We start from the raw sequence: 25,641 nt of genomic DNA, 5'->3' as shown, positions 1-25,641 counted from the left end.
ACGGTCCAAACAGTGTGATCAGTCACAAGTCTGCCGCACTGGCGTGCCGGGCAGTGCGGCAGGGGGCCAATTGGGGGCTGATCTTCTGGGTCCGGGGCGGATGTCGGTGGGGGGCTTTAGGCTGGCCGGGTGTCCAAATCGCCGGTGAGAGCACAGGCCAAGGGGGCTGGGCGGGTGGTTGTACGTCGCGATTCTGCTGTGGGCGAACAGAGTTCCGCCGAAAGTATGAAAAGGACAAAAGCGGCAAAATCGACGCCGGTGAAGCCGGCCGCGAAGAAGGTCGCGAAGAAGGCTGCCAAAAAGGCGACAGCCACGACCGGGAAGACGACAGGCGTGGCCAAGAAGGCGACGGGCACGATCAAGAAGGCGGCGGCCGCTTCCAAGAAGGCGGCGCCGGCCAAGACGGTCGCCAAGAAGGCGGCGCCGGCCAAGACCGTGGCCAAGAAGGCTGCCCCCGCCCAAGCCGCTCCCAAGAAGGCGGTCGTCGAGTCCCACGCCGCTCTCGTGCGCCGCGCCCGCCGCATCAACCGTGAGCTCGCCGAGGTGTACCCGTACGCCCACCCGGAGCTGGACTTCGAGAACCCCTTCCAGCTGGTGATCGCCACGGTCCTGTCGGCCCAGACGACCGACCTGCGGGTGAACCAGACGACTCCGGGGCTCTTCGCCAAGTACCCCACGCCCGAGGACCTCGCCGCGGCGAATCCGGAGGAGGTCGAGGAGATCCTCCGTCCGACCGGTTTCTTCCGGGCCAAGACCAAGTCGGTGATAGGGCTCTCCAAGGCCTTGGTGGAGGACTTCGGGGGCGAGGTCCCCGGCCGCCTCGAAGACCTCGTCAAGCTCCCCGGCGTAGGCCGCAAGACCGCCTTCGTCGTCCTGGGCAACGCCTTCGGGCGCCCCGGCATCACCGTGGACACCCACTTCGGCCGACTCGTGCGCCGCTGGCAGTGGACCGACGAGACCGACCCGGACAAGGTCGAGGCCGCCGTCGGCGCGCTCTTCCCGAAGAGCGAGTGGACGATGCTCTCGCACCACGTGATCTTCCACGGCCGCCGCATCTGCCACGCCCGTAAGCCCGCGTGCGGCGCCTGCCCCATCGCCCCGCTCTGCCCCGCGTACGGGGAGGGCGAGACGGACCCGGAGAAGGCGCGCAAGCTCCTGAAGTACGAGAAGGGCGGCTTCCCCGGCCAACGCCTCAACCCGCCGCAGTCCTACCTGGACGCGGGCGGTATCCCGGCACCCCCACTGGGCGCCGGATGACGGAACGAACACGGCGCCGCCCGGCGTTGGGCAGAGCAGAACGGGGGTGGCGATGACGCACGCGAGCAACACGCACAGCAGGCACGAGGAGCCAGACACACACCGCACGCACGAAGGCCCCGACTCGCAGAACGGCCGGGTCGTGGTGACCAAGGACGGTCTGCCCACCTGGCTCGACCCGGTGGTGCACGCCGTAGAGACCGTGGAACCGCTCCAGCTGAGCCGCTTCCTGCCGCCGTCGAACGGCGCGGGGCGGCAGTCCGCCGTGCTCATCCTCTTCGGCGAGGGCGCCCGCGGCCCCGAGCTGCTGCTGATGGAGCGTGCCAGCTCCCTGCGCTCGCACGCGGGGCAGCCCTCCTTCCCCGGCGGCGCCCTCGACCCGCAGGACGGTGACCCGAAGGCCGACGGACCGCTGCGGGCCGCGCTGCGGGAGGCCGAGGAGGAGACCGGGCTCGACCCGAGCGGCGTCCAGCTCTTCGGCGTGCTGCCGAAGCTCTACATCCCGGTGAGCGGCTTCGTGGTCACCCCGGTCCTGGGCTGGTGGCGCGAGCCGACCCCGGTCGGCGTGGTCGATCCGGCCGAGACGGCCAGGGTCTTCACGGTCCCCGTGGCGGATCTCACGAACCCCGCCCACCGTGCGACGACCGTGCACCCCAGCGGTCACCGAGGTCCGGCATTCCTGGTCGAATCGGCCCTGGTCTGGGGCTTCACCGCGGGGATCATCGACCGTCTGCTGCACTACGCGGGCTGGGAGCTGCCCTGGGACCGCGAGAAGCAGGTCCCGCTCGACTGGCGCGCATGACAGGGTGGCCCCCGTGAACGTGCTGGACATCCTGTTGCTGGTCGCCGCCGTGTGGTTCGCGATCGTGGGCTACCGCCAGGGCTTCGTCGTCGGCATCCTGTCGGTGATCGGCTTCCTGGGCGGCGGCCTCGTCGCCGTCTATCTGCTCCCCGTCGTCTGGGGTGCCCTGACAGACGACTCCAAGGTGAGTACGACCGCCGCCGTGGTCGCGGTGATCGTCGTGATCGTCTGTGCCTCCGTCGGCCAGGCCCTCACCACCCACCTCGGCAACAAACTGCGCCGGTACATCACCTGGTCCCCGGCCCGCGCCCTGGACGCGACCGGCGGCGCCCTCGTCAACGTCGTCGCGATGCTCCTGGTCGCCTGGCTGATCGGTTCGGCCCTCGCGGGCACGACGCTGCCGACGCTCGGCAAGGAGGTCCGCGGCTCCAAGGTGCTCCACGGCGTCTCCGGCGCCCTGCCCTCCCAGGCCGACACCTGGTTCGCCGACTTCTCCTCGGTCCTCGCGCAGAACGGCTTCCCGCAGGTCTTCAGCCCGTTCGCCAACGAACCCATCACCGACGTCCAGCCCCCCGACCCGGCGCTCGCGAACAGCCCCGTCGCCATCCGCGCCCAGAAGTCCATCGTCAAGGTGATGGGCACCGCGCAGAGCTGCGGCAAGGTCCTCGAGGGCAGCGGCTTCGTCTTCGGCAACCGCCGCGTGATGACCAACGCGCACGTGGTCGGCGGGGTCGACGAGCCCACCGTCCAGATCGGCGGCGAGGGCAGGAAGTATGACGCCAAGGTCGTCCTGTACGACTGGGAGCGCGACATCGCCGTACTCGACGTACCGAACCTGGACGCGCCCGCGCTCCAGTTCACCGCCAAGGACGCGACCAGCGGCAACAACGCGATCGTGGCCGGCTTCCCGCAGAACGGCGCGTACAACGTCCAGCCCGCGCGCGTGCGCGGCCGCATCACGGCCAACGGCCCGGACATCTACCACCGCGGAACCGTGCGCCGCGACGTCTACTCGCTCTACGCGACCGTGCGCCAGGGCAACTCGGGCGGCCCGCTGCTCACGCCCGACGGCAAGGTGTACGGAGTGGTCTTCGCGAAGTCCCTCGACGACGCCAACACCGGGTACGCGCTCACCGCGGACGAGGTCCAGCCGGACGCCACCAAGGGGCGTGCGGCCGATCAGCAGGTGGACAGCGACAGCTGCGCGCTCTGAGAGCGAAGGGTGACGGACCGCTCCGAGAACGAAGGGTGACGGACCGCTCCGAGAGCGAAGGGTGACGGGCGGCGGTGTGCGGGGCCTCAGCCTCGTGGGTGACGCAGCCGTACCGAAACCCAGCGGGCCCGGCGGCGCAAAATGCGCGGGATCCCCACTTGGGGGTCCGCGCCCGGCAACTGCGGGGTGCCCCTCTGATGGGAGCTCAGGCCCGTCGCCGAGCGGCGGTTGCGTGGTGCGTCACTGTAGTCGTGCGTCCAGCCCATACCTCGACGTCTGCCCCTGCCCCAAGGTCGATAACCTCGCCCAAGCCCCCCAATTGGCCTATGCGCGAGGCATTTGGCTGTTCGTAGGACAGGCGTTCGCGTCCGCATACCGGGCGGGCCACGGGCCGCAATCGGACAGTCACCGACGGGTCACCGGTCAGGCTCGGGGTCCTTCAGCCAGTTGACCAATTCGGTCGAAAACGCCACCGGGTCCTCTTCGTGGGGGAAGTGTCCGAGGCCGTCGAACAGCCGCCAACGGTAGGGCGCTTCGACGTACTCCCCGGAACCGGCCGCGCTCCGCGTCCGCATCACCGGGTCGAGCGACCCGTGCAGATGCAGCGTCGGCACCCGAACCGGTCGCTTCATGCGCCGGTTGAACTGGATCCCGTCCGGTCGCGCCATCGAACGGACCATCCACCGATAGGGCTCGATCGCACAATGCGCCGTCGACGGGATGCACATGGCGCGGCGGTACGTCTCCACGGCCTCGTCGTCCGGCTGTCGCGGCCCCGACCAGTCCCGCACCAGACGACCCACCAGGGCGCCTTCGTCGGCGACGAGTTGGCGCTCCGGGATCCAGGGCCGCTGGAACCCCCAGATGTACGAACCCGCCGCCGACTGCTTGACGTCGGAGAGCATGGCCGAGCGCCAGCGCCGCGGGTGCGGCATGGACGACACGGCGAGCCGGCGGACGAGCTTGGGGCGCATCACGGCCGCCGTCCACGCCAGATAGCCGCCCAGGTCGTGTCCGACCAGCGCGGCGTCGGGCTCACCGAGGGACCGTACGACCCCGGTGATGTCGAGCGCGAGGTTGGCGGGGTCGTAACCACGCGGCGTGCGGTCGCTGCCGCCGACGCCGCGCAGATCCATGGCCACGGCCCGGAAGCCCGCGTCAGCGAGCGCCACCATCTGCCGGCGCCAGGTCCACCAGAACTGTGGGAAGCCGTGCAGCAGCAGGACGAGCGGCCCGTCGCCCATCTCGGCGATGTGGAAGCGCGCGCCGTTGGCGGCGACGTCCCGGTGGGTCACTTCTCTCCCGCCGGGGACGTCGAGCCGCACGACTGAGGTGGGTTGCGCCGAAGGGGTGGCGGGGTCCGTCATGACGTCGAGCGTGCCACAACCTCGACCGCGTCACTCACAGGGGCGGTCCGGGGGTGGGGTTTGGCGTTCTGGAGCACACCCGCGGTCTCCTTGACCGAGGCGGCGACCTTCTGGGGGCCCTTGCCCTTTTTCGCCTTCTTCGCGAAGACCAGGCCGATCAGCGCGAGGAAGCCGGCGACCAGCACGTTCGCGGCGAACGACAGGACGAAGCAGATCGCGAGATTCCAGTGACTCCAGGTCCGGATGCCGTACGCCAGGGCGAAGTTCAGCATCGGGAGGGAGAAGATCAGCACCGCTCCGGCCGCGGAGAACGCGCCGCCGCTGACCGCGCCGCGCTTGACGTCCTGCTTGAGCTGCGCCTTCGCCAGCGCGATCTCGTCGTGCACCAGTGCGGACATCTCGGTCGTCGCCGAGGCGAACAACTGGCCGATGCTGCGTTCGGCGCCGACCGGGCTGCCGTCGGGTGCGCTCATCGCGGACTCCCTCTTCTGTATGTGCCTGCTCTGTACGGGCTGCTCTGTACGATCCGGCTGCCAACGGTGTCGGCACGGTCCTGGCTGCTCCAGTGCCCGTACCGTCCACTGCCGACCGCCCGGCCTGACCATCTCGCCCTGACCGTCCGGCCCTGACCGTCCAGTCCTGACCACCCAGTCCTGACCACCCAGTCCTGACCACCCAGTCCTGACCACCCAGTCCTGACCATCCGGTCCTGACTATCCGGTTCTGCTCAGATCATGCCGGACCGTCGTTCTCCTCGCTTGCCCCGCCCGCCACTTCGGCAAGCCTTCGGTGCTCGGCGGCCTTCCGTTCGTGGATCTCGGCCATCCGCAGGTGGTACGCCGGGTTGTTCTGCTCGTAGATGTCGGGAATGCCGTCGCTGTCCTCGTCGAGCTCCTCGGCCTCGTACAGCGCACGGTACTTGGCGTTGCGTACCTTCAGCAGCGTCGTGGCGAGTACGGCGGCTATGAGCGAGCCGATCAGTACGGCGGCCTTGACCTCGTCGGTGAGTACCAGGTCGTTCTTGAAGGCGAGTTCGCCGATGAGGAGGGAGACGGTGAAGCCGATTCCGGCGAGGGAGGCGACGGCGAAGACGTCGGGCCAGACGAGATCCTCACTGAGCGAGGCCCGGGTGAACCGGGCGGCCAGCCAGGTCCCCCCGAAAATGCCCACGGCCTTCCCGACGACGAGTCCCAGCACGACACCGAGTGTCTCGGGCCGCGTGAACACGTCACCGATCGCCCCGCCGGAGACGACGACCCCGGCGCTGAAGAGCGCGAACAGCGGCACGGCGAGCCCGGCGGAAAGGGGCCGTACAAGATGCTCGATGTGCTCCCCGGGTGAGTGCTCCTCGCCCTCGTGCGGGTGACAGCGCAGCATCAGCCCCATCGCGACGCCGGAGATGGTGGCGTGGACGCCGCTGTTGTACATCAGCCCCCAGATGACGAGCGCGAGCGGCACATACACGTACCACCCGCGTACGCCCTTGCGCAGCAGTACCCAGAACACGCCGAGCCCGACGACGGCCCCGCCCAGCGCGCCGAAGTCGATGTGGTCGGTGAAGAAGATCGCGATGATGAGAATCGCGAACAGGTCGTCGACGACGGCGAGGGTGAGCAGGAAGGCGCGCAGGGCGGACGGCAGGGAGGTGCCGATCACGGCGAGTACGGCGAGGGCGAAGGCGATGTCGGTGGCGGTGGGTACGGCCCACCCGCGAAGGGATCCGCCCCCGATCGCATTGGTGAGGGTGTAGACCAGCGCGGGCACGGCCATTCCGCACACGGCCGCGACGACGGGCAGTATCGCGGCCTTCGGATCGCGCAGATCCCCGGCCACCAGCTCGCGCTTGAGTTCGATACCGGCGACGAAGAAGAACACGGCCAGCAGTCCGTCCGCCGCCCAGTGCTGAACGGACAGGTTCAGTCCGAGCGCGGAGGGCCCGAGATGGAAATGGCTGACGCTCGCGTAACTGTCCCGCAGCGGCGTGTTGGCCCACACCAGCGCGGCAACCGCCGCGACGAGCAACAGCACCCCACCGACGGTCTCGGTCCGCAACGCCTCCGCGACGAAGTTCCGCTCGGGCAGGGAGAGGCGTCCGAGGAGCTTGCGGTTGTTGGCGCTGGGCGTCGTCGCCACGGCGGGACCTCCGGGTCGTTACGGCTGTTGCTGACGGCCGCCACACGGGATCGCTGACGACACCGCCGACCAGACTTCCCGGCACACCCTGAGGCCACTACTTTACCTTGCCATTACAGCGAGATATTTCGCGTTACGGACATATGGTGCACAAGCGGAGTGAGTGGCCGCGTAGACGCGCGGCGGCGCGCCTCGGCACCAACGAGGGCTGGACGTGACGGCTCACTGCCGTGCGGCACGGACCTGCGAGAGCCTGACCGGGACACGGCGTACGGGAGCGATCCCACGGCCGGGTAGCGGACGCGACGCGAGGCCATGCGGGGCCCGCCAGGCACGGAGGCCGGAGCGGTGGTAGCCAACGCGACGGAGACTTCACGGCCTCCAGGCCCAGCACGAGCCCCAGGAGCAGACCTCCCAGCGTGTTGCCGCAGGGCTGCGGCAAGGGCACTGCACGCCTCGCCGCCGCGGGGAACACGGCCGGGGCCGGGGCCGTGTTCCAGGCCCCAGCGGGGCCGCGCAAGCGCGGGGTGGTCAGGAGGTGCGATCCCCGCCGGGGTGCCGGGGCGGAGCCCCATGTGGGGTGCGGGCGCAGGGCGGGGCGTAGCGATGTCGGGGCGCGGGCTTCGAACGTTGAGGCGCCGACGGGGGCCCAGCGCCAGGGGCACGGCGGAGTTGTGGGTGCAAGGGCGGAGCCCCGTGTGGGGTGCGGGCGCGGGGGCCGGCGATGGCGGCACTGCGGCGTTGGGGGGTGCGAGGCGAAGCCCCGGGTGGGGCGCAGGGGCGGAGCCCTGCCTGGCGTGCGCACGAAGGTCCAGCAACGCTAGTGGTGCTGGGGGTGGAGCGTCACGCTGCCGGGGATGCGGGGGCGTAGTCCTGCAGGGTGCAGGTGTGTGGCCCCGCGTCGGGTGTGGGCGCGGGATCCAGCGATGTTGGGGTGCTGTGGAGCGGAGCGTCGTGGTACTGGGGATGAGGGGGCGGAGCTTTGCCCGGCGTGCGCGCGGAGTCCAACGCCGTTGGGCATGGGGCGGAGCGTCACGGTGTACGGGGATGTGGGGCTGAGCCCCGAGTGGGGTGCGGGGGCGGAGCCCCCGGGGGGTTGGGGTTTGGGGCGGAGCCCCGCAAGGTGCAAGGTGGGGGGTGTGGGGGCAGGTAGCGCCCCCACACCCCCAAGGGGCGGGTGGGTGGGGAAACCCTCAGTCCTCGCTCGGCGCCGCCGGCAGCTTCGCCTGGATGAGATCCATCACCGTGGAGTCCGTCAACGTCGTGACATCTCCCAGCTCCCGGTTCTCCGCCACGTCACGCAACAACCGCCGCATGATCTTCCCGGACCGAGTCTTGGGAAGCTCGGCCACCGGCAACACCCGCTTCGGCTTCGCGATCGGCCCCAGCGTCGCCCCCACGTGATTCCGCAGATCCGCCACCAGCCCTGCATCCTCCGCGGAAGCGGTCCCCCGCAGAATCACGAACGCGACAATCGCCTGCCCCGTCGTCTCGTCCGCCGCACCGACCACCGCCGCCTCGGCGACCGAAGGATGCGAGACGAGCGCCGACTCGACCTCGGTCGTCGAGATGTTGTGCCCGGATACGAGCATCACGTCGTCGACCCGCCCGAGGAGCCAGATGTCCCCGTCCTCGTCCTTCTTCGCCCCGTCCCCGGCGAAGTACTTCCCCTCGAACCGCGACCAGTACGTGTCGAGGAACCGCTGGTCGTCGCCCCAGATCGTGCGCAGCATCGACGGCCACGGCTCGGTGAGCACCAGGTACCCGCCACCCCCGTTGGGAACCTCCCGCGCCTCGTCGTCGACCACGGTCGCCGAGATCCCCGGCAACGGTCGCTGCGCCGACCCCGGCTTGGTCTCGGTGACTCCCGGCAGCGGCGAGATCATCATCGCGCCGGTCTCGGTCTGCCACCACGTGTCCACGATGGGCGTCCGGTCGCCGCCGATGTGCTTGCGGTACCAGACCCACGCCTCGGGGTTGATCGGCTCGCCCACGGACCCCAGCACCCGCAGGCTGCTGAGATCGAACTTCGCGGGGATGTCGTCCCCCCACTTCATGAACGTACGGATCGCGGTGGGCGCCGTGTAGAGAATCGTCACCCCGTACTTCTGCACGATCTCCCAGAACCGCCCCTGGTGCGGCGTGTCCGGCGTCCCCTCGTACATCACCTGCGTCGCACCGTTCGAAAGCGGCCCGTACGTGATGTACGAGTGCCCGGTGACCCAGCCGATGTCGGCCGTGCACCAGTACACGTCGGTCTCCGGCTTGAGGTCGAAGACGGCGTGGTGGGTGTACGAGGCCTGCGTGAGGTAGCCGCCCGAGGTGTGCAGGATGCCCTTCGGCTTCCCCGTGGTCCCGGAGGTGTAGAGGATGAACAGCGGCTGCTCGGCGTCGAAGGCCTCCGGCGTGTGCTCGGCGGACTGCCGCTCGACGATCTCGTGCCACCACACGTCGCGGCCCTCGGTCCAGTCGACCTCCTGGCCGGTACGGCGGACCACCAGCACCTTGTCGACCCCGTCGACCCGGCTCACCGCCTCGTCGACGGCCGGCTTGAGCGCGGACGGCTTGCCGCGCCGGTAACCGCCGTCGGAGGTGATGACCAGCTTGGCGTCCGCGTCCTGGATGCGCGTGGCGATCGCGTCCGCGGAGAATCCGCCGAAGACGACCGAATGCGCCGCGCCGATCCGCGCACACGCCAGCATCGCGACGACGGCCTCGGGGATCATCGGCAGATAGACGGCGACCCGGTCGCCCTTCCCGACGCCCAGCTCGATCAGTGCGTTGGCGGCCTTGCTCACCTCGTCCTTGAGCTCGGCGTAGGTGATCGCCCGGCTGTCACCGGGCTCGCCCTCGAAGTGGATGGCGATCCGGTTGCCGTTCCCGGCCTCCACATGCCGGTCGACGCAGTTGTACGCGACGTTCAGCTTCCCGTCGGCGAACCACTTCGCGAACGGCGGGTTCGACCAGTCCAGCGTTTCGGTCGGCTCGGTGGCCCAGGTCAGCCGGCGGGCCTGCTCGGCCCAGAAGCCGAGCCTGTCAGCCTTGGCCTGCTCATACGCCTCCGCGGTGACATTGGCGTTCGCCGCCAGGTCGGCGGGCGGCGCGAACCTGCGCTCTTCCTTCAGCAGGTTGGCCAGGCTTTCGTTGCTCACGACATCTCCCTTTCCCAGGGTGTCCGTTGTGTCCCAGGCCACAGCTCATCAGACCGGGGGCCTCGATGACAAGGGCCGACCTCAAATTGGTTTAGACCTATCGAGGAGCTGAGGTCCCTTCAGAAGTACGCACCAGGCATGCATGGGGTACGCACTCCGAGCCACGTACGGACAGGCGCGCGGGTTCACCCGGCAACCATTCCCGCGACCGCCCCCCACGTGGATGCCGTGACACACGAGACGCCCGGGCGTGTCGCGGCCCCCCCATGTACGGCCCCCCCCATGTACGGCCCCCCACGTACGGCCCCCCACGTACGGCCCCCCCACGTACGGCCTCCCCACGTACGGCCCCCATGCCCGGCCCCTCACACCTGGCCTACACGCCCGGCCCCCGCACCCGGCCCTCGGCCCGGGCAAGGGTGCCCCGCGCCCATACACCCGCCGCATCCCTACGCACGGCGTGGCACGCACTCCCGCCGAGCGGGGCCGCGCACCACGCCGAGGTCACACGGGTGGCGAGGTCAGGCGGGGTGCCGCAGTTCCTCCGTCGCCCCCACATGATCGAACAGCTCACCGTTGTCGCGTTCGACGAGCAGATACGCCTGCGCCTCTCCGACGTGGAAGTACATCCCGTGCAGCTCGAGCGCACCCTCCCGCAGGGCCCGTGCCACGGACTCGTGCGCCCGCAGATGCTCCAACTGCTGCACCACGTTGGTCAGACACAGCTGCTCCACCGCGTCGGCCGGCGCCCGCCCGGCGAGCCGGGCCCAGGGACGGTTCTTGGCGGCCATCCGCTCCAGACTGGGCACCCCGTGCCGCAGCCACCGCTTGAGCGGGGTCTGCGCCCCGCCGGGCTCCGCGTTCAACAGGGCCTGCATGGCCCCGCATCCGGAGTGCCCGCAGACCGTGATGGATCGCACATGCAGCACGTCCACCGCGTACTCGATCGCCGCGGCCACCGAGTCGTCCCCGCTCTCTTCCCCGGGCTTCGGCACGAGGTTGCCCACGTTGCGTACGACGAACAGGTCGCCTGGACCACTGGAGGTGATCATCGACGTGACGAGCCGCGAGTCGGCACAGGTCAGGAACAGCTGCGACGGCCGCTGCCCTTCCCGCGCCAGCCGTGCCAGCTCACCCCGCACCAGGGGCGCGGTGTTGCGCTGGAACGCGCTGATTCCACGCGCCAGTTGATGCCCGCTCTGCCCGCTGCGGCCATCGCGCCCGGCGGCACCGGATGCATCGGCCGTACCGTCCGGCCCCTCCGATCCGTCTGCCGGGCCCGCCCCACCCGACCGGTCGTCGGCGGATGCGGGCTGCGGACCGGCGGAGGGTTCGCAGTGGTGGTTGCGCCATGGCGTCCAGGGGCGGCAGCGGCAGTGGGAGGGGCCCTCGGGCTCGGCGATCCGGGTGCCGGTCCGCCCGGTCAACTCGACCGTGCCACCTCGCGCGACATGCGAGTTCTGCCAGTCCTGCAGGGACTCGTATGCCGCGTGGTCCATGAACGATCCGTCCAACTCCAGGACCACATGCGCTCCCTGAGGTACCAGGTGCAGGGCGCGGCTGAGCCGAGGCACCGCGAGGAACGTCAACTGCCCTCGTACTCGTACGTAATGGACTTCTCCTCTCTCTTCATGCGTGATGCGCGTGCGGGCGAGCCGGTTCAGGGCGACGGCGACGGCCACGGAGACCCCCAGCACCACGCCCTCGAGAACACCGAGGCACACGACGCCGAGCGTGGTGACGACGTACACCAGCACTTCGCGGTGGCGGGTGACCGTGCGGATGTGGTGCAGGGACACCATCTGGATGCCGACGGCCATCACCAGGGCGGCGAGCGATGCGAGGGGGATCAGCTCCAGGATCGGGACCATCAGCAGCGCGGCAACTACTACGAAAACGCCGTGCAGCATCGTGGAGTTCCGGCTCACGGCACCGGCTTGCACATTCGCCGAACTGCGCACGGCGACCCCGGCGACGGGCAGCCCGCCGAGCGCGCCGGAGACGACATTGGCGGCGCCCTGACCGAGCAACTCCCGGTTCAGGTCGGAGCGGCCCACCCGGGTTTGCTGCGCGGGCCGCCGCGCCACCAGCTTGTCCACGGCCACGGCGCCGAGCAGCGACTGCACACTGCACACCAGCGTGACGGTGAGGACGGCGGCGGCGATCCCGAGCACCGGCCCTTCGGGCAGCCCGGCCAGCGCGTGACTGCTCCAGGACGGCAGGTCGACCTTGGGCAGGACCAGCCCGGTGAGTGAGGCGGTCAGGGTGGCCCCCGCGACGGCGACGAGCGCGGCCGGCACGGTGCGCAGGATGTGCCCGACCCGTCCGGGAATCCGTGGCCAGGCGAAGAGGAGCGTCAGTGTCAGCACGCTCATCGAGACCGCCGCGGGGTGAACGTGCGCCAACTGGGCGGGTAGCGCGCGCAGGTTGTCGAGTACGGAGCTCTGTGGGGTGCCGCCCAGCACGATGTGCAGCTGCGCGACGGCGATGGTCACACCGATGCCGGCGAGCATGCCGTGCACGATCGCGGGGCTGACGGCGAGCGCCGTGCGGGCCACGCGCAGGCATCCCAGGCCCAGCTGGGCGACTCCGGCGAGGACGGTGATGGCGCAGGTCGCACGCCATCCGTAGCGGTGGATGAGCTCGGCGGTGACGACCGTGAGCCCGGCGGCGGGCCCGCTCACCTGGAGCGGTGAGCCGCCGAGCCGGGCGGCGACGATTCCGCCCACGGCGGCGGCGACGAGGCCCGACTGGAGCGGCGCGCCGGTGGCGAGCGCGATGCCGAGGGACAGGGGCAGGGCGATCAGGAAGACCGCGATCGAGGCCGACAGATCGGCGCCCGCGATACGGAATCGGCGGGGCGGGGTCGGCGGGGGGCTGTGGGGTTGATGGGTGCGCCTGGGCCGAGTCGAGTCGGCGGCGCGGGTGGGGACGCAGGCAGACATTCCCGTCTCCTCCGGGGCAGCGCGGTCGCGGAACAGGTGGTCCCCGTCCAGGGAGGACGGGGGCAGATCGCGGCCGTGGGTCACGGCGTGCAGTGGCGGGACTTTCAACGCTCGGTAAATAGATCGTAATCCAGAGTAAAGCCCACATGCGGAATTTATGGGCAAATGGGGCAGTAAATCACTCGCGTGGGTGAAGCGAGCTTTTTATCGGCTTGTCGTATTTATTCGATCTCGGCCCCGTGCGACCTTGACGGCGCTGTCGGCATTTCGCCGCACAACACCCTAGAACGCCCAAAGTGGCGTTGCTCTGACAGAAGGAAGAAGGTGGGCGGAGATGGCCGCCACCCAGAGGATCGCCGCGGGCGTAGCAGTCGCCGCGGCCTGCGCCACGGCGCTCGCCGGTTGCGCCACCGGCACCACCGGTTCCAAGGAAGGCGCGCACGGCGCGAACGAGGCGGAGGGGGCGCCGGCGCCCCAGAGCGCGGTCCGCCTGATCGGCGACGGCTCCACCGCGTACACCGGAGCGCAGCCGCATCTGCCCAAGCCCGAGCGGCTGAAGCCCGGTCAGAAGCCCCCGCAGTTCGTGGTCTTCTCGTGGGACGGCGCCGGCGAGGACAGCCAGAAGCTCTTTTCGCACTTCCGCACGGTCGCCAAGGCCAACGGGGCGACGATGACCTACTTCCTGAGCGGCGTGTACATGCTGCCGGAGGACAAGCGCGAGCTGTACAAGCCGCCAGAGCACTCGCCGGGCAGCTCGGAGATCGGCTTCAACGACGAGAAGGGCATCAAGGACACCGTCGAGCAGCTACGCGGTGCGTGGCTGGAGGGCAACGAGATCGGCACGCACTTCAATGGCCACTTCTGTGGTGCGGACGGCGGTGTCGGCGAGTGGTCGGTCGCGGAGTGGAAGAGCGAGATCGCCCAGGCGAAGGCGTTCGTGAAGTCCTGGAAGACCAACGCCGGCATGAAGAACGCGGCTCCGCTGCCCTTCGACTACGACAAGGAGCTCATCGGCGCCCGCACGCCCTGCCTGGAGGGCCAGAAGAACTTCATGAAGGCGGCCCGGCAGCTGGGCTTCCGCTATGACACCAGCGGTGTCAACAACCAGGTCTGGCCCAAGAAGAAGAACGGCCTGTGGGATCTGTCGATGCAGCTGGTTCCCTTCCCCGGGCACACCTTCGAGCAGCTCACCATGGACTACAACTTCATGGTCAACCAGTCGGGCACACAGACCCAGGGCGACCCCGACAAGCGGGAGTACTGGGGCAACCAGATGCGTGACGGCCTGCTCAAGGGCTTCGACCGCGCCTACGACGGCAACCGCGCGCCGCTGATCATCGGCAACCACTTCGAGTCCTGGAACGGCGGCACCTACATGCGTGCCATCGACCAGGTCGTGGAGAACGTCTGCAACAAGCCCGACGTCCGCTGCGTCTCCTTCCGGCAACTCGCCGACTGGCTCGACGCCCAGGACCCGGCCACGCTGGACAGGCTGCGCGGCCTCAACGTCGGAGAGGTCCCGAAGCAGGGCTGGGCGTCCTTCCTGTCGGGCCGCCCCGCCCCGGCCCCGAAGGGCATCCCCGGGGCGCCGGCCCTCAAGCCGTAGCCACCAGTCCCTCTCCCAGCACGAAACCGGGGTCGACCTGCGCCGCCAGGTCGGCCCCGGTCCTCTCGTTGCCCCAGCTGCCCGCGTTCTTCAGGTGGAAGTGCACCATCTGGCGCGTGTAGCGCTCCCAGTCCCGCAGCTCGTACGTGGCGTCGGCGGCGGTCTGCAAGGTGCGCAGGGAGCGACGGTTGGCGTCCTCCAGGAGCTCGAACCGGGGTGGGCGGCCCTTCTCCATGGCGCGCACCCAGTCCGAGTGCCCGACTGTGACCAGGAGGTCGTCACCGACCTCGGCGCGGAGGAAGTCGATGTCGTCCTGGCCCTGCACCTTGTTGCCGACGACCTTCAGGATGACTCCGAAGTCGCGGGCGTACTCCTTGTACTGCCGATAGACGGAGACCCCTTTCCGGGTCGGCTCGGCGACGAGGAACGTGATGTCGAAGCGGGTGAACATCCCGGACGCGAAGGAGTCGGAGCCAGCCGTCATGTCCACGACGACGTACTCGCTCTGGCCGTCGACGAGATGGTTCAGGCAGAGCTCCACTGCACCGGTCTTGGAGTGGTAGCAGGCCACTCCCAAATCGGCCTCGCTGAACGGGCCGGTGACCATCAAACGGACGGCGCCGCCGTCGAGTTCCACCGGCCGCGCACAGGCGTCGTACACCGGATTGTTCTCGCGCACCCGCAGCAGTCGGGACCCCTCACCGGGCGGGGTCGTCTTGATCATCGTCTCGGCGGACGTGATCCGCGGATTGGAGCCGCGCAGGTAGTCCTTGATCAGCTTTAGCCGCGGGCCCATGGCGGGCAGCCCGGCGGCCACCGCATCGTCGAGGCCGAGGGCGGCCCCCAGGTGTTGGTTGATGTCGGCGTCCACCGCGACGACCGGCGATCCCGAGGCCGCGAGGTGGCGGATGAAGAGGGAGGACAGGGTCGTCTTGCCGCTGCCGCCCTTCCCTACGAAAGCAATTTTCATGTTCACCAAGGGTAGTGGGCTGATTGCGCACGGTGCCCTGGTGACGTGAAGAAGACCACTCCTTCGTGGGGTGGGCCGCCGGGGTGCGTAGGGTCGTACTCATGAGTACGACAGGCGCGACCGCCGATCCGCTCGCGGCCCTGGGCTCGCTGCCCGGCGTGGCCGAATCCGTCGAGTCCGTCCGCAAGGCAGTGGACCGGGTCTACGGACACCGGATCATGCGGCGCCGCAGCAACGAGATCACTTCCGAGGCCGCACTGCGGGGCGCCCGTGGTTCCGCGGCGCTGTCCGGTGCCGACTGGGCCCTCGAAGAGGTACGCCGCCGCACCGACTTCAGTGGTGACGAGGAAGCCCACACGGTCGGCGCGGCCCTGCGGCTGACCGCCGAGGCGGGCCAACTCCTGTCCATCTGGCGACAGTCGCCCCTCCGGGTGCTGGCCCGGCTGCACCTCGTCGCGGCCGCGGGCCAGGAGGACACCGTCGGCAGGCCCCGCCAGGACGGCGAACCGGTCGACGAGCCGCTCGTCGAGCTGCCCCTGCCGGACGCGACCGAGGTGGCCGGCCGACTCGAAGGGCTCTCGCAGCTGATCATCGCGGGTGGTTCGGCCCCGGCCTTGGTGACGGCTGCCGTCGTGCACGGCGAACTGCTCGCCCTGCGCCCCTTCGGCACCCACAACGGCCTGGTCGCACGCGCGGCCGAGCGCATCGTCCTGGTCGGCAGCGGTCTGGACCCCAAATCCGTCTGCCCGGCGGAGGTCGGTCACGCCGAGCCGGGCCGCGCGGCCTACCTGGCGGCACTGGAAGGCTACGTCTCCGGCACCCCGGAGGGCATGGCGACCTGGATCGCCCACTGCGGCCGGGCGATTGAACTGGGAGCCAGGGAGTCGACAGCCGTCTGCGAGGCGCTTCAGCGCGGCGCGGCGTAAGTCTCCGGACAGGGTTGCGGCGGTACGAGTTTTCGTACCGCCGCTGGCATGCTCACCGGGTTACCAAGCGTCCTCGATATGTTGCCCATCAGGTCGGGAACTCCTGCCCGTCACCTGGTGCGGCTGGCCCGTAATCGACGGGTCGACGTCGCGTGGGTGCTCGATGTCCATGCGCGGTCCGTGGGGCCTTGGTTGCGTTTGAAGGTGATCCTTTCGGATGTCCTTGGTCTCGCGGGCCGTTAAACCCTTTCTACTCCTGGTTCAGAGGAAGCGGAACCCCTGGCTGTACTTCTTTACTTTTAGGTTCAAATGGGAGTGAATCGGGACGTAAATGTGCCGCACGCACACGCGTGACGCGCTCACATCACCGTCGCGCGCCGTTTGCTCGCGTACCAGACGAGTCCCGCCGTGGCTGCCGCCGCTCCTATCGCGGCCGCCGCGACGAGCGCCGGACGCGGTGGCACCGACAGCGCGGGCAGCCGCTGCTTGAGCCGGACCGGCCGGTGGAAGTCCAGAATCGGCCACGAGCGGGCAAGTGCCTCGCGTCGCAGCGCACGGTCCGGATTCACCGCATGGGGATGGCCGACGGCCTCCAGCATCGGAACGTCGGTCGCGGAGTCGCTGTAGGCGTAGCAGCGTCCGAGGTCGTACCCCTCGGACGCGGCCAGCTCCTTGACCGCCTCGGCCTTCGTCGGACCGTACGCGTAGTACTCCACTTCTCCGGTGAAGCAGCCGTCCTCGCCGACGACCATGCGCGTGGCCACCACCCGGTCCGCGCCGAGCAGCTCTCCGATCGGTTCGACCACTTCCGCCCCGGACGTGGAGACGATCACGACGTCGCGCCCGGCGGTGTGGTGCTCCTCGATGAGGGAGGCGGCCTCGTCGTAAATGATCGGGTCGATCAGGTCGTGCAGCGTCTCGGCGACGATCTCCTTGACCTGCTGGACGTTCCAGCCCCGGCACAGCGCGGACAGGTATGCGCGCATCCGCTCCATCTGATCGTGGTCCGCGCCGCCCGCCATGAACACGAACTGGGCATATGCGGTGCGCAACACGGCCCTTCGGTTGATCAGCCCGCCTTGGTAGAACGACTTGCTGAACGTGAGCGTGCTCGACTTCGCAATGACCGTCTTGTCCAGGTCAAAGAAGGCTGCCGTGCGAGGCAAGGAGTGGTTTTCCACGAGCCCGAGCATATGCGCCCACCATTCGGGCTAGTGTGGGGCGCGTGGGTTTGCCTGAGAGGGCTCTCGGGTACACCATGGAAGTCACGGATCGTTCGCGACCGTGCTAACCCGGTCCGGCTCCTCCCCCCCCGAGTCGGCCGTGGGGACGACCCCCGCTCTCCCCCCCGGCGGGGGTCGTCGCATGTCCGGATGGGTTTTTCCCCTCTTTCGCGCGGCCCCGGGACCCCGTTGTCACCGCTGTGGCCGCCCCTTCCGCGTGCCCATGATTCGTCACTCCGCGTATCCGTGAGGCTGCTCTGTGGAAGTCACAGGCGACTCACCGGTATGGGTGAAGGCGATATTCACAACCACTGAGTTGTCCACAGTTATCGACCAAGATCCACACGATTTTCTGGATCGCTGCACCGTGATTCCAGCGCGTCCCGCTCGCGGCGAGTTCCTCGCGGCAAGTTCATGGCGGGTTCCGTTTGTCGGACGCGTTTGGCCGGTTCGTATCGGCCGTTCATATGGAGGCCGCTTGCCGGTTCTTCACACGAGCGGGAATCGCGGGTCCGCAGAGGACCTTGCGAGCTCCGCGCAAGGAGCAGCGAAGGGGGCTGGAGATCGTGGCGGGAGCCATCACACACGACCTGCCGCCCGCCGCCGACGGGCGGCAGGGCGGACCATTGATCGTCACGGAGGACGCCGAACTCCTCGACGACCTGCTGCGCCTGTGCGCCGCGGCGGGCGCGAGGCCGGAGGTCCACCACGGGGTGCCTGAGGGCCGCGGCAGCTGGGAGGCGGCACCGCTCGTCCTGGTCGGCGACGACGCGGCGCGGCGCGTACGCGGAGCAGCGCGCCGACGCGGAGTCGTGCTGGTCGGCCGGGACCAGGACGACTCCGGCGTCTGGAAACGGGCTGTCGAGATCGGAGCCGACCACGTCCTGATGCTTCCGGACGGCGAGCAGTGGCTCGTCGACCGCATCGCCGACGTGGCCGAGGGAGTCGGCCGACCCGCGCTCACCGTCGGCGTGATCGGCGGCCGCGGCGGGGCCGGAGCCTCCACGCTGGCCTGCGCGCTCGCCGTCACCTCTGCGCGCGAGGGACGCCGCACCCTGCTCGTGGACGCGGATCCCCTGGGTGGCGGACTCGACGTACTCCTGGGCGGAGAGGCCGCCGAAGGCCTGCGCTGGCCGGCGTTCGCCGCCTCCCGCGGCAGGGTCGGCGGCGGCGCCCTGGAGGAGTCCCTTCCCGAACTGCACGCGCTGCGCGTCCTCAGCTGGGACCGCGGCGACTCCGTCACCATCCCGGCGCAGGCCGTCCGCGCGGTCCTGGCCGCCGCCAGACGGCGCGGCGGCACCGTGGTCGTCGACCTGCCCCGCCGCGTCGACGAAGGAGTCGCGGAAGCCCTCGCCCAGCTCGACCTCGGACTGCTGGTCGTCCCCGCCGATCTGCGTGCCGTCGCGGCGGCCAAACGGGTGGCGTCCGTGGTCGGCATGGTCCTGCGCGATCTGCGCGTCGCGGTCCGCGGCCCCTACGCGCCGGGCCTCGACGACCGCGAAGTGGCCCGCCTGCTCGGACTGCCGCTGGTCGGTGAGGTGCCCGCGGAATCCGCGCCGCTGGACACCGGCGTGCCACCCGGGGGAGCGGCGCGGGGGCCGCTCGCCCGGTTCTGCACGGCCTTCTGGCAGCGGGTTGCGGTGGAAGGCGGGGGCGTATGAGCCGGGAGGCGGGCACGGGCGCGGGGACCGGCACGGGACTGCTGGACGGCGTACGGCAGTGGCTCGCCGAGAGCGGGTCGGAGCCGACACCCGCGCGCGTGGCACAGGCCCTGCGTGAGCAGGGGCGAGTGCTCGGAGACGCCGAAGTCCTCGGCGCCGCCGAGCGGTTGCGCTCCGAGCTGGTCGGCAGTGGACCGCTGGAGCCGCTGCTCGCCGACCCGTCGGTGACCGACGTCCTGGTGTCCGCGCCGGACCGGGTGTGGGTGGACCGGGGCGGTGGCCTGGAACTGACGACCGTCTCCTTTCCGGACGCGGCGGCCGTACGACGCCTCGCGCAGCGCCTCGCGGCCGTGGCCGGGCGAAGGCTCGACGACGCCCGCCCCTGGGTCGACGCCCGGCTTCCGGACGGCACCCGCCTGCACGCGGTGCTGCCCCCGGTGGCCGTCGGCTCCACCTGCCTGTCGCTGCGGGTCGTACGGCCGCGCGCGTTCACCCTCGACGAGTTGGTGGCGGCGGGGACAGTCCCGCCCGGCGGGGGCCGGGTACTCAGAGCCCTGCTGGACGCCCGGCTGTCGTTCCTGATCAGCGGTGGCACCGGAAGCGGCAAGACGACCCTGCTGAGCGCGCTGCTGGGGCTGGTCGGCGCCGGGGAGCGGATCGTGCTGGCCGAGGACTCGGCGGAGCTGCGGCCCGACCATCCTCATGTGGTGCGCCTGGAGGGGCGGCCGGCCAACCAGGAGGGCGTCGGACTCGTGGCGCTGCAGGACCTGGTCCGCCAGGCCCTGCGCATGCGACCGGACCGGCTGGTGGTGGGCGAGGTGCGCGGACCGGAGGTCGTGTCGCTCCTGGCGGCGCTCAACACCGGCCACGAGGGCGGCTGCGGAACGGTGCACGCGAATGCGGCGGCGCAGGTACCGGCCCGTCTGGAGGCCCTGGGCACGGCGGCAGGGCTCGACAGGGCCGCGCTGCACAGCCAGTTGGCCGCGGCGCTGTCCGTGGTCCTGCATCTCGTACGCGACCGGGCCGGGCGGCGGCGGATCGCCGAGGTGCATGTCCTGGAGCGCGATGCGACGGGGTTGGTGGTGACGGTGCCCGCGCTGCGGTGGGGCGCGGAGGCGTTCGCGTACGAGCGGGGGTGGGAGCGGCTGCGGGGGCTGCTCCGGGACGGGACCGAGGGGAGTGGGCTGTGATGGCGGGGGCCGGTGACATCTCGGTGGGGGCGGCCATGGCGTGTGCCGGGGCGGCGGCCTGGTTGATGGGCGGCTGGGACGCGGGGGCACGCAGGGCGCGGCTGCTGTGCGCGGGTGGCGGGGTGGTGGCCACCGGACCGCCGGCGTGGGAGCGGGCACGGGCCGAGTGGCGGCGACTACGTGAGCGGCTGCGTCCCGAAGGGTGGTCACTGGTCGCCGGGTTGGTGATCGCGGTACTGGGCGCGTCCGTGGTGCCGCTGTTCCTCGGGGCGGCCGGGATGCCGCTGCTCCGCCGAGTACGGCGGGCCGGGGAGGCGCGGCGCGCGGGGGAGCGTCGGGGTGAGGCGGTGATCGCCCTGTGCGGGGCGCTGGCCGGCGAGGTGCGGGCCGGGCATCAGCCGGGCGAGGCACTGCGGAGAGCCGCACACGACTCGGGCGGGCTCGGAGAGGCGCAGGCGGTGGTGCTGGCGGCGGCGCGGTTCGGCGGTGATGTGCCGGGCGCGCTCACCGACGCGGCACGGCAGCCGGGGGCCGACGGGCTGGTGGGGCTCGCCGCGTGTTGGCGGGTGGCGGTGGACCGGGGCGCGGGCCTGGCGGCGGGCCTCGACCGCCTGGAAGGGGCCCTGTGTGCCGAGCGGGACCAACGGGCCGATCTGCGAGCGCAATTGGCGGGATCGCGATCCACGGCGGTGATGCTCGCGGGGCTGCCCGTTCTGGGCCTTCTGCTCGGTACCGCGCTGGGCGCGGATCCGCTGCACGTGCTGCTGCACAGCGGGCCGGGCCTGGGCTGTCTGGTGGTCGGTGGGGTGCTGGAGGGCGTGGGGTTGTGGTGGGCGCTGCGCATCGTGAGGGGAGCGGAGGCGGCATGAGCACGGAAGTTGTCCACAGGCTGGGGGCGCTCGTGTGCGGGGCGCTGGCGGTGGGGTGGCTGCCGCGAGCGCTCGGTGCGGCGCGGCGTGAGCGACGGGCGCGCAGAAGGCTGACCGAGCTGCTGGCGCTGGAGAGGACGCCCGAGAGGCGGCACTTCGCGGTCAGGGACGTCGTGCGGCGGTGGCTGCCGGTGGCGGGCGCGCTGTGCGCCGGCTGGGTGCTGGTCGGAGGTCTTGCCGGGGTTGTGGTGGGGCTGCTGGCCGGGTTCGGGGCCTGGCGGTGGCGGCAGCGACGCAGACCGGGGCCGGCGGAGGAGTACGACGTGGCGCTGGCCGCCCGGCAACTCCCCCTGGCGGCCGACCTGGTCGCCGCCTGCATCGCGGCGGGGGCGGACCCCGTGGTCGCGGCGCAGGCGGTGGGCGAGGCCCTGGGCGGACCGGTGGGGGAGCGGCTCGCGCGGGGCGCGGCGGAGGTGCGGCTCGGGGGCGAACCGGTCGAGGCATGGCGGAGGTTGGCGTCGCTCCCGGGCGCGGGGGCGCTGGCACGGCTGCTGGAACGGGCGGGCGAGTCGGGCGTACCGGCGGCCGTTCCGGTCGGGCGGCTCGCCATGGAGGCCCGCGCCGAGCGGGGCCGCACCGCGACGGCGCGGGCGCGCCGGGCGGCCGTCATGGTCACCGCGCCCGTGGGGCTGTGCTTTCTTCCCGCGTTCCTCGCGATGGGCGTCCTGCCCGTGGTGATCGGGCTGGCGGACGGGGTGTTGGGAGGGGGTGGCGGATGACGGGCGGCGGCGTGCGGTGAACGACGGGCGATCAACAGGTTCGAACCTTACGGGGGTTGAGATGTGCAAGACGGTGAGCGTACGGATGCGGGCGTGGCTGCTGGGCCTGGCGGCGCGCAGGGACGCGGGAATGGTCACCTCCGAGTACGCGGTGGGTGTCCTCGCGGCGGTGGCCTTCGCGGCGGTGCTCTACAAGGTGGTGACGAGCGGCCAGGTCGGCGCGGAGTTGCAGGGCATCGTGGGGCGGGCGCTCAATGCGCCGATGTGAACGCGGGACGGTGGGCCGGGGCCGGGGCCGGGGCCGGAGTTGGGACCGGAGCGGGGACCGGGGATTCGTGACCGCCGAGGCCGCCGTGGTGCTGCCCTCGCTGGTGCTCGTCGGAATGGCGCTGGTCTGGGCCCTGCTCGCCGCGTCGGCGCAGATCCAGTGCGTGGACGCGGCCAGGGCGGGCGCCCGCGCGGCGGCCCGCCAGGACCCGCCGGACACGGTGCTGGCGACGACCCGCCGCGCGGCACCGCGCGGCGCCAGGGTCACGGTGACCCGGGAGGGCGACCTCGTCCGGGTCACGGTCAAGGCGAGCGCGCCGGGACCGGACGGACTGTCGCTGGAGCTCAGCGACGAGGCCGTGGCGCTGGCGGAGGAGACCGTGGGGGTGGTGAGGGGATGAGGGTCCGGAGCCGCGGTGACGTCGCGCGGACAGCGGCCTGGAACAGATGGCACACCTACCGGATCCGTTGCTCGGACAGAGGATCGGCCACCGTCTGGACCGTCGGGGCGATCGCCGTGTTGTGTGTCGTGTTCGGGGCCGCCCTGGCCATGGGACAGGCGGTCGTGGTCCGGCACCGCGCGGCGGGGGCGGCCGACCTGGCCGCGCTCGCCGCGGCGGACCACTGGGCGTACGGCGGCACGGCGGCCTGCGCCCAGGCGGACCGGGTGGCGCGGGCCCAGCGTGCCCGGCTGGTGCGGTGCGCCGTGGAGGGCGAGATCTCGGACGTCACGGCCGCGTCGGGCGCCGGCCCCTTCGACGTGGAGGTCAGGTCCAGAGCCGGTCCCGCGAGACCACAGGAGCCGGCGCCTAGCCCTCCGGCGCCTCCCGCAGCAACTCCGTGAGAAGCCGCACAGCGCCCCGTTTGTGCAGCGGCTCGTTCCCGTTGCCGCACTTGGGGGACTGGATGCAGGACGGGCAGCCGGCCTCGCACTCGCAGGACGCGATGGCCTGCCGGGTGGCGGTGAGCCAGGCGCGGGCGGTGTGGAAGGCGCGCTCCGCGAACCCCGCGCCGCCCGGGTGGCCGTCGTAGACGAAGACCGTGGGCAGGAGCGTGTCCGGGTGCAGCGGGATGGACACGCCGCCGATGTCCCAGCGGTCGCAGGTGGCGAACAGCGGGAGCATGCCGATCGACGCGTGCTCGGCGGCGTGCAGCGCGCCGCCGAGGATCTCCGGGTTGATCCGGGCCGCGTCCAACTGGTCCTCGGTGACCGTCCACCACACGGCGCGCGTGCGGAGCGTACGAGGAGGGAGGTCGAGTTTCGACTCGCCCAGCACTTCACCGGTGATGACACGACGACGCAGGAAGGAGACGACCTGGTTGGTGACTTCGACGGAGCCGTAGCACAACCGGCCCTCGCCCCAGGGGACTTCGATGTCCGTCTCCAGGACGGAGATGGACGTCGTGTCGCGGGCGACCGTCGAATACGGCGGGTTGGCCTCCTCGACCAGGGCGACGGAGTCCTCCAGGTCCAGATGCTTCACCAGGTACGTACGGCCCTGGTGGAGGTGGACCGCGCCCTCGTGGACCGTGGTGTGCGCGGAGCTCGCGTCGACCGTGCCGAGCAGCCGTCCGGTCCCGGCCTCGACGATCTGTACCGGACTGCCGCCCTCGCCGCGGATGTCGGTCAGGTCGGCGGCCCGCTCCCGACGGGTCCAGTGCCATGCCGTCGTTCGTCGGCGCAGCAGCTTCGCGGCCTCCAGCTGTGGCAGTAGATCCGCGGCGGCCGGGCCGAAGAGCTCCAGATCCTCTTCGGTGAGGGGGATCTCGGAGGCGGCGGCGCACAGGTGCGGGGCGAGGACGTACGGGTTGTCGGGGTCGAGGACGGTGGATTCCACCGGCTGGTCGAACAGTGCCTCGGGGTGGTGCACGAGGAAGGTGTCCAGCGGGTCGTCGCGGGCGACGAGGACGGCGAGTGCGCCCTGCCCCGAGCGGCCGGCGCGGCCCGCCTGCTGCCACAGGGAGGCCCGGGTGCCCGGGTAGCCCGCGATGACGACGGCGTCCAGGCCGGAGACGTCGATGCCGAGTTCGAGGGCGGTGGTGGCGGCGAGGCCGAGGAGTTCGCCGGAGTGCAGGGCGCGCTCCAGGGCGCGGCGTTCCTCGGGGAGGTAGCCGCCGCGGTAGGCGGCCACGCGCCGGGCCAGTGAGCGGTCGATCTCGGCGAGGCGCTCCTGGGCGATCACCGCGATCAGCTCGGCGCCGCGGCGGGATCGTACGAAGGCGACGGAGCGCACGCCCTGGAGGGTCAGGTCGGTGAGGAGGTCGGCCGTCTCGGCGGTGGCGGTACGCCGAACGGGTGCTCCCTTCTCGCCGTGCAACTCGGTGAGCGGGGGCTCCCAGAGGGCGAACACGAGTTCGCCGCGGGGCGAGGCGTCGTCGGCGATCTCGACGACCGGGAGGCCGGTCAGCCGACGGGCGGCGACCGAGGGCTCCGCGGCGGTCGCGGAGGCCAGCAGGAAGACGGGGGAGGAGCCGTAGCGGGCGCACAGGCGGCGCAGCCTGCGCAGTACCTGGGCCACGTGGGAGCCGAAGACGCCGCGGTAGGTGTGGACCTCGTCGATGACGACGTACTTCAGGGCGCGGAGGAAGGAGGACCAGCGGGGGTGGGAGGGCAATATCCCGCGGTGCAGCATGTCGGGGTTGGTCAGGACGTAGTTGGCGTACTGCCGTACCCACTCGCGTTCCTCGAACGGAGTATCGCCGTCGTACACGGCTGGGCGAACCGCATTGCCCAAAGGTTGTGAAAGTTCCTTCACCGAACGGCGCTGATCGGCTGCGAGGGCCTTTGTGGGGGCCAGATAGAGCGCGGTGGCCCCCCGGCCGTTCGGAGCCTCGGAGCCGTCCAGAAGGGCCGTCAGGACCGGTGTGAGGTACGCCAGGGACTTTCCCGAGGCGGTGCCGGTGGCGACGACCACGGAGTCGCCGTCCAGGGCGTGCTCGGCGGCCAGCGCCTGGTGGGCCCAGGGGTGTTCGATGCCCGCGGCCTGCACCGCGGCGATGACCTCCGGACGGATCCGGTCGGGCCACACGGCATGGCGACCCGCCCGCGGGGGCAAGTGCTCCGTATGAGTGATGCGCGAAGCCCGGCTCGGCCCCGAGGCGAGCCGGTCCAGGACAGTGCCTGGATCGGGGCGGGAAGCGGTGTCCGTCGAGGGTCGATCGGATCGATGATTCTTGGCCATCGGCATCGAGTGTGTCACTGGCGTGACGGACAATGGGGCCAAGGCGTCGTGCACGCCTGCCGGTAAGTGATTGAATGCCATCGCGGCTGGCGAACCGTC

21 protein-coding genes are annotated in these 25,641 nt (G+C 70.9%); 12 read left to right on the top strand and 9 right to left on the bottom strand.

The window, feature by feature from the left end; translation table 11 throughout:
- Positions 1-225 precede the first annotated feature (225 nt).
- From nth to KVT44_RS27130, 3 genes are read left to right on the top strand one after another with little or no spacing between them, the layout of a single operon-like run.
- Positions 226-1,257 (top strand): endonuclease III, encoded by a 1,032-nt coding sequence (gene nth, locus KVT44_RS27140; protein WP_217569274.1) that lies wholly within the window; start codon positions 226-228, stop codon positions 1,255-1,257.
- A gap of 52 nt (positions 1,258-1,309) precedes the next feature.
- Positions 1,310-2,059, top strand: a complete 750-nt coding sequence (locus KVT44_RS27135) for a CoA pyrophosphatase (protein ID WP_229889134.1) — start codon at positions 1,310-1,312, stop codon at positions 2,057-2,059.
- Positions 2,060-2,072: 13 nt separating this feature from the next.
- Positions 2,073-3,272 (top strand): MarP family serine protease, encoded by a 1,200-nt coding sequence (locus KVT44_RS27130; RefSeq protein ID WP_217569272.1) that lies wholly within the window; start codon positions 2,073-2,075, stop codon positions 3,270-3,272.
- A gap of 86 nt (positions 3,273-3,358) precedes the next feature.
- On the opposite strand, the gene KVT44_RS58355 is transcribed toward KVT44_RS27130, so the two are convergent.
- The 6 genes from KVT44_RS58355 to KVT44_RS27105 all read right to left on the bottom strand — a co-directional run bounded on the left by KVT44_RS58355 (position 3,359) and on the right by KVT44_RS27105 (position 12,869).
- Positions 3,359-3,538: a hypothetical protein gene (locus KVT44_RS58355; RefSeq protein WP_075033566.1), complete on the bottom strand. Its 180-nt coding sequence runs from the start codon at positions 3,536-3,538 to the stop codon at positions 3,359-3,361.
- A 150-nt stretch (positions 3,539-3,688) separates the two neighbouring features.
- Positions 3,689-4,639 carry an alpha/beta fold hydrolase gene (locus KVT44_RS27125; protein ID WP_054237406.1) on the bottom strand — a complete coding sequence of 317 codons (951 nt, stop codon included), beginning with the start codon at positions 4,637-4,639 and terminating at the stop codon, positions 3,689-3,691.
- Positions 4,636-5,112, bottom strand: coding sequence for a phage holin family protein (locus KVT44_RS27120; protein ID WP_054237407.1), 477 nt, complete (start codon positions 5,110-5,112; stop codon positions 4,636-4,638). The genes KVT44_RS27125 and KVT44_RS27120 overlap by 4 nt, the downstream gene beginning before the upstream one ends.
- A 259-nt stretch (positions 5,113-5,371) precedes the next feature.
- Positions 5,372-6,772, bottom strand: a complete 1,401-nt coding sequence (gene nhaA, locus KVT44_RS27115) for a Na+/H+ antiporter NhaA (protein WP_217569270.1) — start codon at positions 6,770-6,772, stop codon at positions 5,372-5,374.
- 1,193 nt (positions 6,773-7,965) lie between these two features.
- A complete protein-coding gene (gene acs, locus KVT44_RS27110) occupies positions 7,966-9,966 on the bottom strand; it encodes an acetate--CoA ligase (protein WP_217569268.1) in 2,001 nt (666 codons plus the stop codon).
- Between the two features lie 479 nt (positions 9,967-10,445).
- On the bottom strand, positions 10,446-12,869 hold the full coding sequence (locus KVT44_RS27105; RefSeq protein WP_217569357.1) for a bifunctional SulP family inorganic anion transporter/carbonic anhydrase: 2,424 nt from the start codon (positions 12,867-12,869) through the stop codon (positions 10,446-10,448).
- A gap of 334 nt (positions 12,870-13,203) precedes the next feature.
- On the opposite strand from KVT44_RS27105, the gene KVT44_RS27100 reads away from it, so the two are divergent.
- Entirely contained in the window at positions 13,204-14,475 is a 1,272-nt protein-coding gene (locus KVT44_RS27100) for a hypothetical protein (RefSeq protein ID WP_190171282.1), read from the top strand.
- Here the strand turns inward: KVT44_RS27100 and KVT44_RS27095 are convergent.
- Positions 14,465-15,445, bottom strand: a complete 981-nt coding sequence (locus KVT44_RS27095; RefSeq protein ID WP_217569266.1) for an ATP-binding protein — start codon at positions 15,443-15,445, stop codon at positions 14,465-14,467. The two genes, KVT44_RS27100 and KVT44_RS27095, sit on opposite strands and share 11 nt — an antisense overlap.
- Positions 15,446-15,546: 101 nt before the next feature.
- Between KVT44_RS27095 and KVT44_RS27090 the strand changes: the two genes are divergently transcribed.
- Complete coding sequence (locus KVT44_RS27090) at positions 15,547-16,371, top strand: oxidoreductase (RefSeq protein WP_099921403.1); 825 nt, start codon at positions 15,547-15,549, stop codon at positions 16,369-16,371.
- Between the two features lie 359 nt (positions 16,372-16,730).
- Here KVT44_RS27090 and KVT44_RS27085 read toward each other — a convergent pair whose 3' ends face one another.
- Positions 16,731-17,564, bottom strand: a complete 834-nt coding sequence (locus KVT44_RS27085) for an HAD family phosphatase (RefSeq protein ID WP_217569265.1) — start codon at positions 17,562-17,564, stop codon at positions 16,731-16,733.
- A 596-nt stretch (positions 17,565-18,160) separates the two neighbouring features.
- On the opposite strand from KVT44_RS27085, the gene ssd reads away from it, so the two are divergent.
- From ssd to KVT44_RS27050, 7 genes are all read left to right on the top strand, one after another.
- A complete protein-coding gene (gene ssd, locus KVT44_RS27080; RefSeq protein ID WP_217569264.1) occupies positions 18,161-19,255 on the top strand; it encodes a septum site-determining protein Ssd in 1,095 nt (364 codons plus the stop codon).
- Complete coding sequence (locus tag KVT44_RS27075) at positions 19,252-20,445, top strand: TadA family conjugal transfer-associated ATPase (RefSeq protein WP_099921400.1); 1,194 nt, start codon at positions 19,252-19,254, stop codon at positions 20,443-20,445. The genes ssd and KVT44_RS27075 overlap by 4 nt, the downstream gene beginning before the upstream one ends.
- On the top strand, positions 20,445-21,314 hold the full coding sequence (locus tag KVT44_RS27070; RefSeq protein ID WP_217569263.1) for a type II secretion system F family protein: 870 nt from the start codon (positions 20,445-20,447) through the stop codon (positions 21,312-21,314). Before KVT44_RS27075 ends, KVT44_RS27070 begins: the two co-directional genes overlap by 1 nt.
- On the top strand, positions 21,311-22,093 hold the full coding sequence (locus KVT44_RS27065) for a type II secretion system F family protein (RefSeq protein ID WP_190171279.1): 783 nt from the start codon (positions 21,311-21,313) through the stop codon (positions 22,091-22,093). Before KVT44_RS27070 ends, KVT44_RS27065 begins: the two co-directional genes overlap by 4 nt.
- Positions 22,094-22,154: 61 nt before the next feature.
- A complete protein-coding gene (locus KVT44_RS27060; protein WP_190171278.1) occupies positions 22,155-22,361 on the top strand; it encodes a DUF4244 domain-containing protein in 207 nt (68 codons plus the stop codon).
- Positions 22,348-22,761, top strand: a complete 414-nt coding sequence (locus KVT44_RS27055) for a TadE family type IV pilus minor pilin (RefSeq protein WP_217569262.1) — start codon at positions 22,348-22,350, stop codon at positions 22,759-22,761. The genes KVT44_RS27060 and KVT44_RS27055 overlap by 14 nt, the downstream gene beginning before the upstream one ends.
- Complete coding sequence (locus tag KVT44_RS27050; protein WP_217569261.1) at positions 22,758-23,204, top strand: Rv3654c family TadE-like protein; 447 nt, start codon at positions 22,758-22,760, stop codon at positions 23,202-23,204. The genes KVT44_RS27055 and KVT44_RS27050 overlap by 4 nt, the downstream gene beginning before the upstream one ends.
- Here the strand turns inward: KVT44_RS27050 and KVT44_RS27045 are convergent.
- Positions 23,170-25,623, bottom strand: coding sequence for a DEAD/DEAH box helicase (locus KVT44_RS27045; RefSeq protein WP_217569260.1), 2,454 nt, complete (start codon positions 25,621-25,623; stop codon positions 23,170-23,172). The genes KVT44_RS27050 and KVT44_RS27045 overlap by 35 nt on opposite strands.
- Between the last annotated feature and the right edge of the window lie 18 nt (positions 25,624-25,641).

Origin of the sequence: Streptomyces sp. GbtcB7, from assembly GCF_019091445.1 — a bacterium.
GTDB lineage: Bacteria > Actinomycetota > Actinomycetes > Streptomycetales > Streptomycetaceae > Streptomyces > Streptomyces mirabilis.
This window is presented reverse-complemented; position numbering and strand designations above follow the sequence as displayed.

Excerpts from the sequence above, each read along its gene's own strand:
- nth (WP_217569274.1), top strand. The coding sequence starts at position 226 with ATGAAAAGGACAAAAGCGGCAAAATCGACGCCGGTGAAGCCGGCCGCG.
- KVT44_RS27135 (WP_229889134.1), top strand. The coding sequence starts at position 1,310 with ATGACGCACGCGAGCAACACGCACAGCAGGCACGAGGAGCCAGACACA.
- KVT44_RS58355 (WP_075033566.1), bottom strand. The coding sequence starts at position 3,538 with ATGGGCTGGACGCACGACTACAGTGACGCACCACGCAACCGCCGCTCG.
- KVT44_RS27125 (WP_054237406.1), bottom strand. The coding sequence starts at position 4,639 with ATGACGGACCCCGCCACCCCTTCGGCGCAACCCACCTCAGTCGTGCGG.
- KVT44_RS27120 (WP_054237407.1), bottom strand. The coding sequence starts at position 5,112 with ATGAGCGCACCCGACGGCAGCCCGGTCGGCGCCGAACGCAGCATCGGC.
- KVT44_RS27105 (WP_217569357.1), bottom strand. The coding sequence starts at position 12,869 with ATGTCTGCCTGCGTCCCCACCCGCGCCGCCGACTCGACTCGGCCCAGG.
- KVT44_RS27100 (WP_190171282.1), top strand. The coding sequence starts at position 13,204 with ATGGCCGCCACCCAGAGGATCGCCGCGGGCGTAGCAGTCGCCGCGGCC.
- KVT44_RS27095 (WP_217569266.1), bottom strand. The coding sequence starts at position 15,445 with ATGAAAATTGCTTTCGTAGGGAAGGGCGGCAGCGGCAAGACGACCCTG.
- KVT44_RS27090 (WP_099921403.1), top strand. The coding sequence starts at position 15,547 with ATGAGTACGACAGGCGCGACCGCCGATCCGCTCGCGGCCCTGGGCTCG.
- KVT44_RS27085 (WP_217569265.1), bottom strand. The coding sequence starts at position 17,564 with ATGCTCGGGCTCGTGGAAAACCACTCCTTGCCTCGCACGGCAGCCTTC.
- KVT44_RS27075 (WP_099921400.1), top strand. The coding sequence starts at position 19,252 with ATGAGCCGGGAGGCGGGCACGGGCGCGGGGACCGGCACGGGACTGCTG.
- KVT44_RS27070 (WP_217569263.1), top strand. The coding sequence starts at position 20,445 with ATGGCGGGGGCCGGTGACATCTCGGTGGGGGCGGCCATGGCGTGTGCC.
- KVT44_RS27065 (WP_190171279.1), top strand. The coding sequence starts at position 21,311 with ATGAGCACGGAAGTTGTCCACAGGCTGGGGGCGCTCGTGTGCGGGGCG.
- KVT44_RS27060 (WP_190171278.1), top strand. The coding sequence starts at position 22,155 with ATGTGCAAGACGGTGAGCGTACGGATGCGGGCGTGGCTGCTGGGCCTG.
- KVT44_RS27055 (WP_217569262.1), top strand. The coding sequence starts at position 22,348 with ATGCGCCGATGTGAACGCGGGACGGTGGGCCGGGGCCGGGGCCGGGGC.
- KVT44_RS27050 (WP_217569261.1), top strand. The coding sequence starts at position 22,758 with ATGAGGGTCCGGAGCCGCGGTGACGTCGCGCGGACAGCGGCCTGGAAC.
- KVT44_RS27045 (WP_217569260.1), bottom strand. The coding sequence starts at position 25,623 with ATGGCATTCAATCACTTACCGGCAGGCGTGCACGACGCCTTGGCCCCA.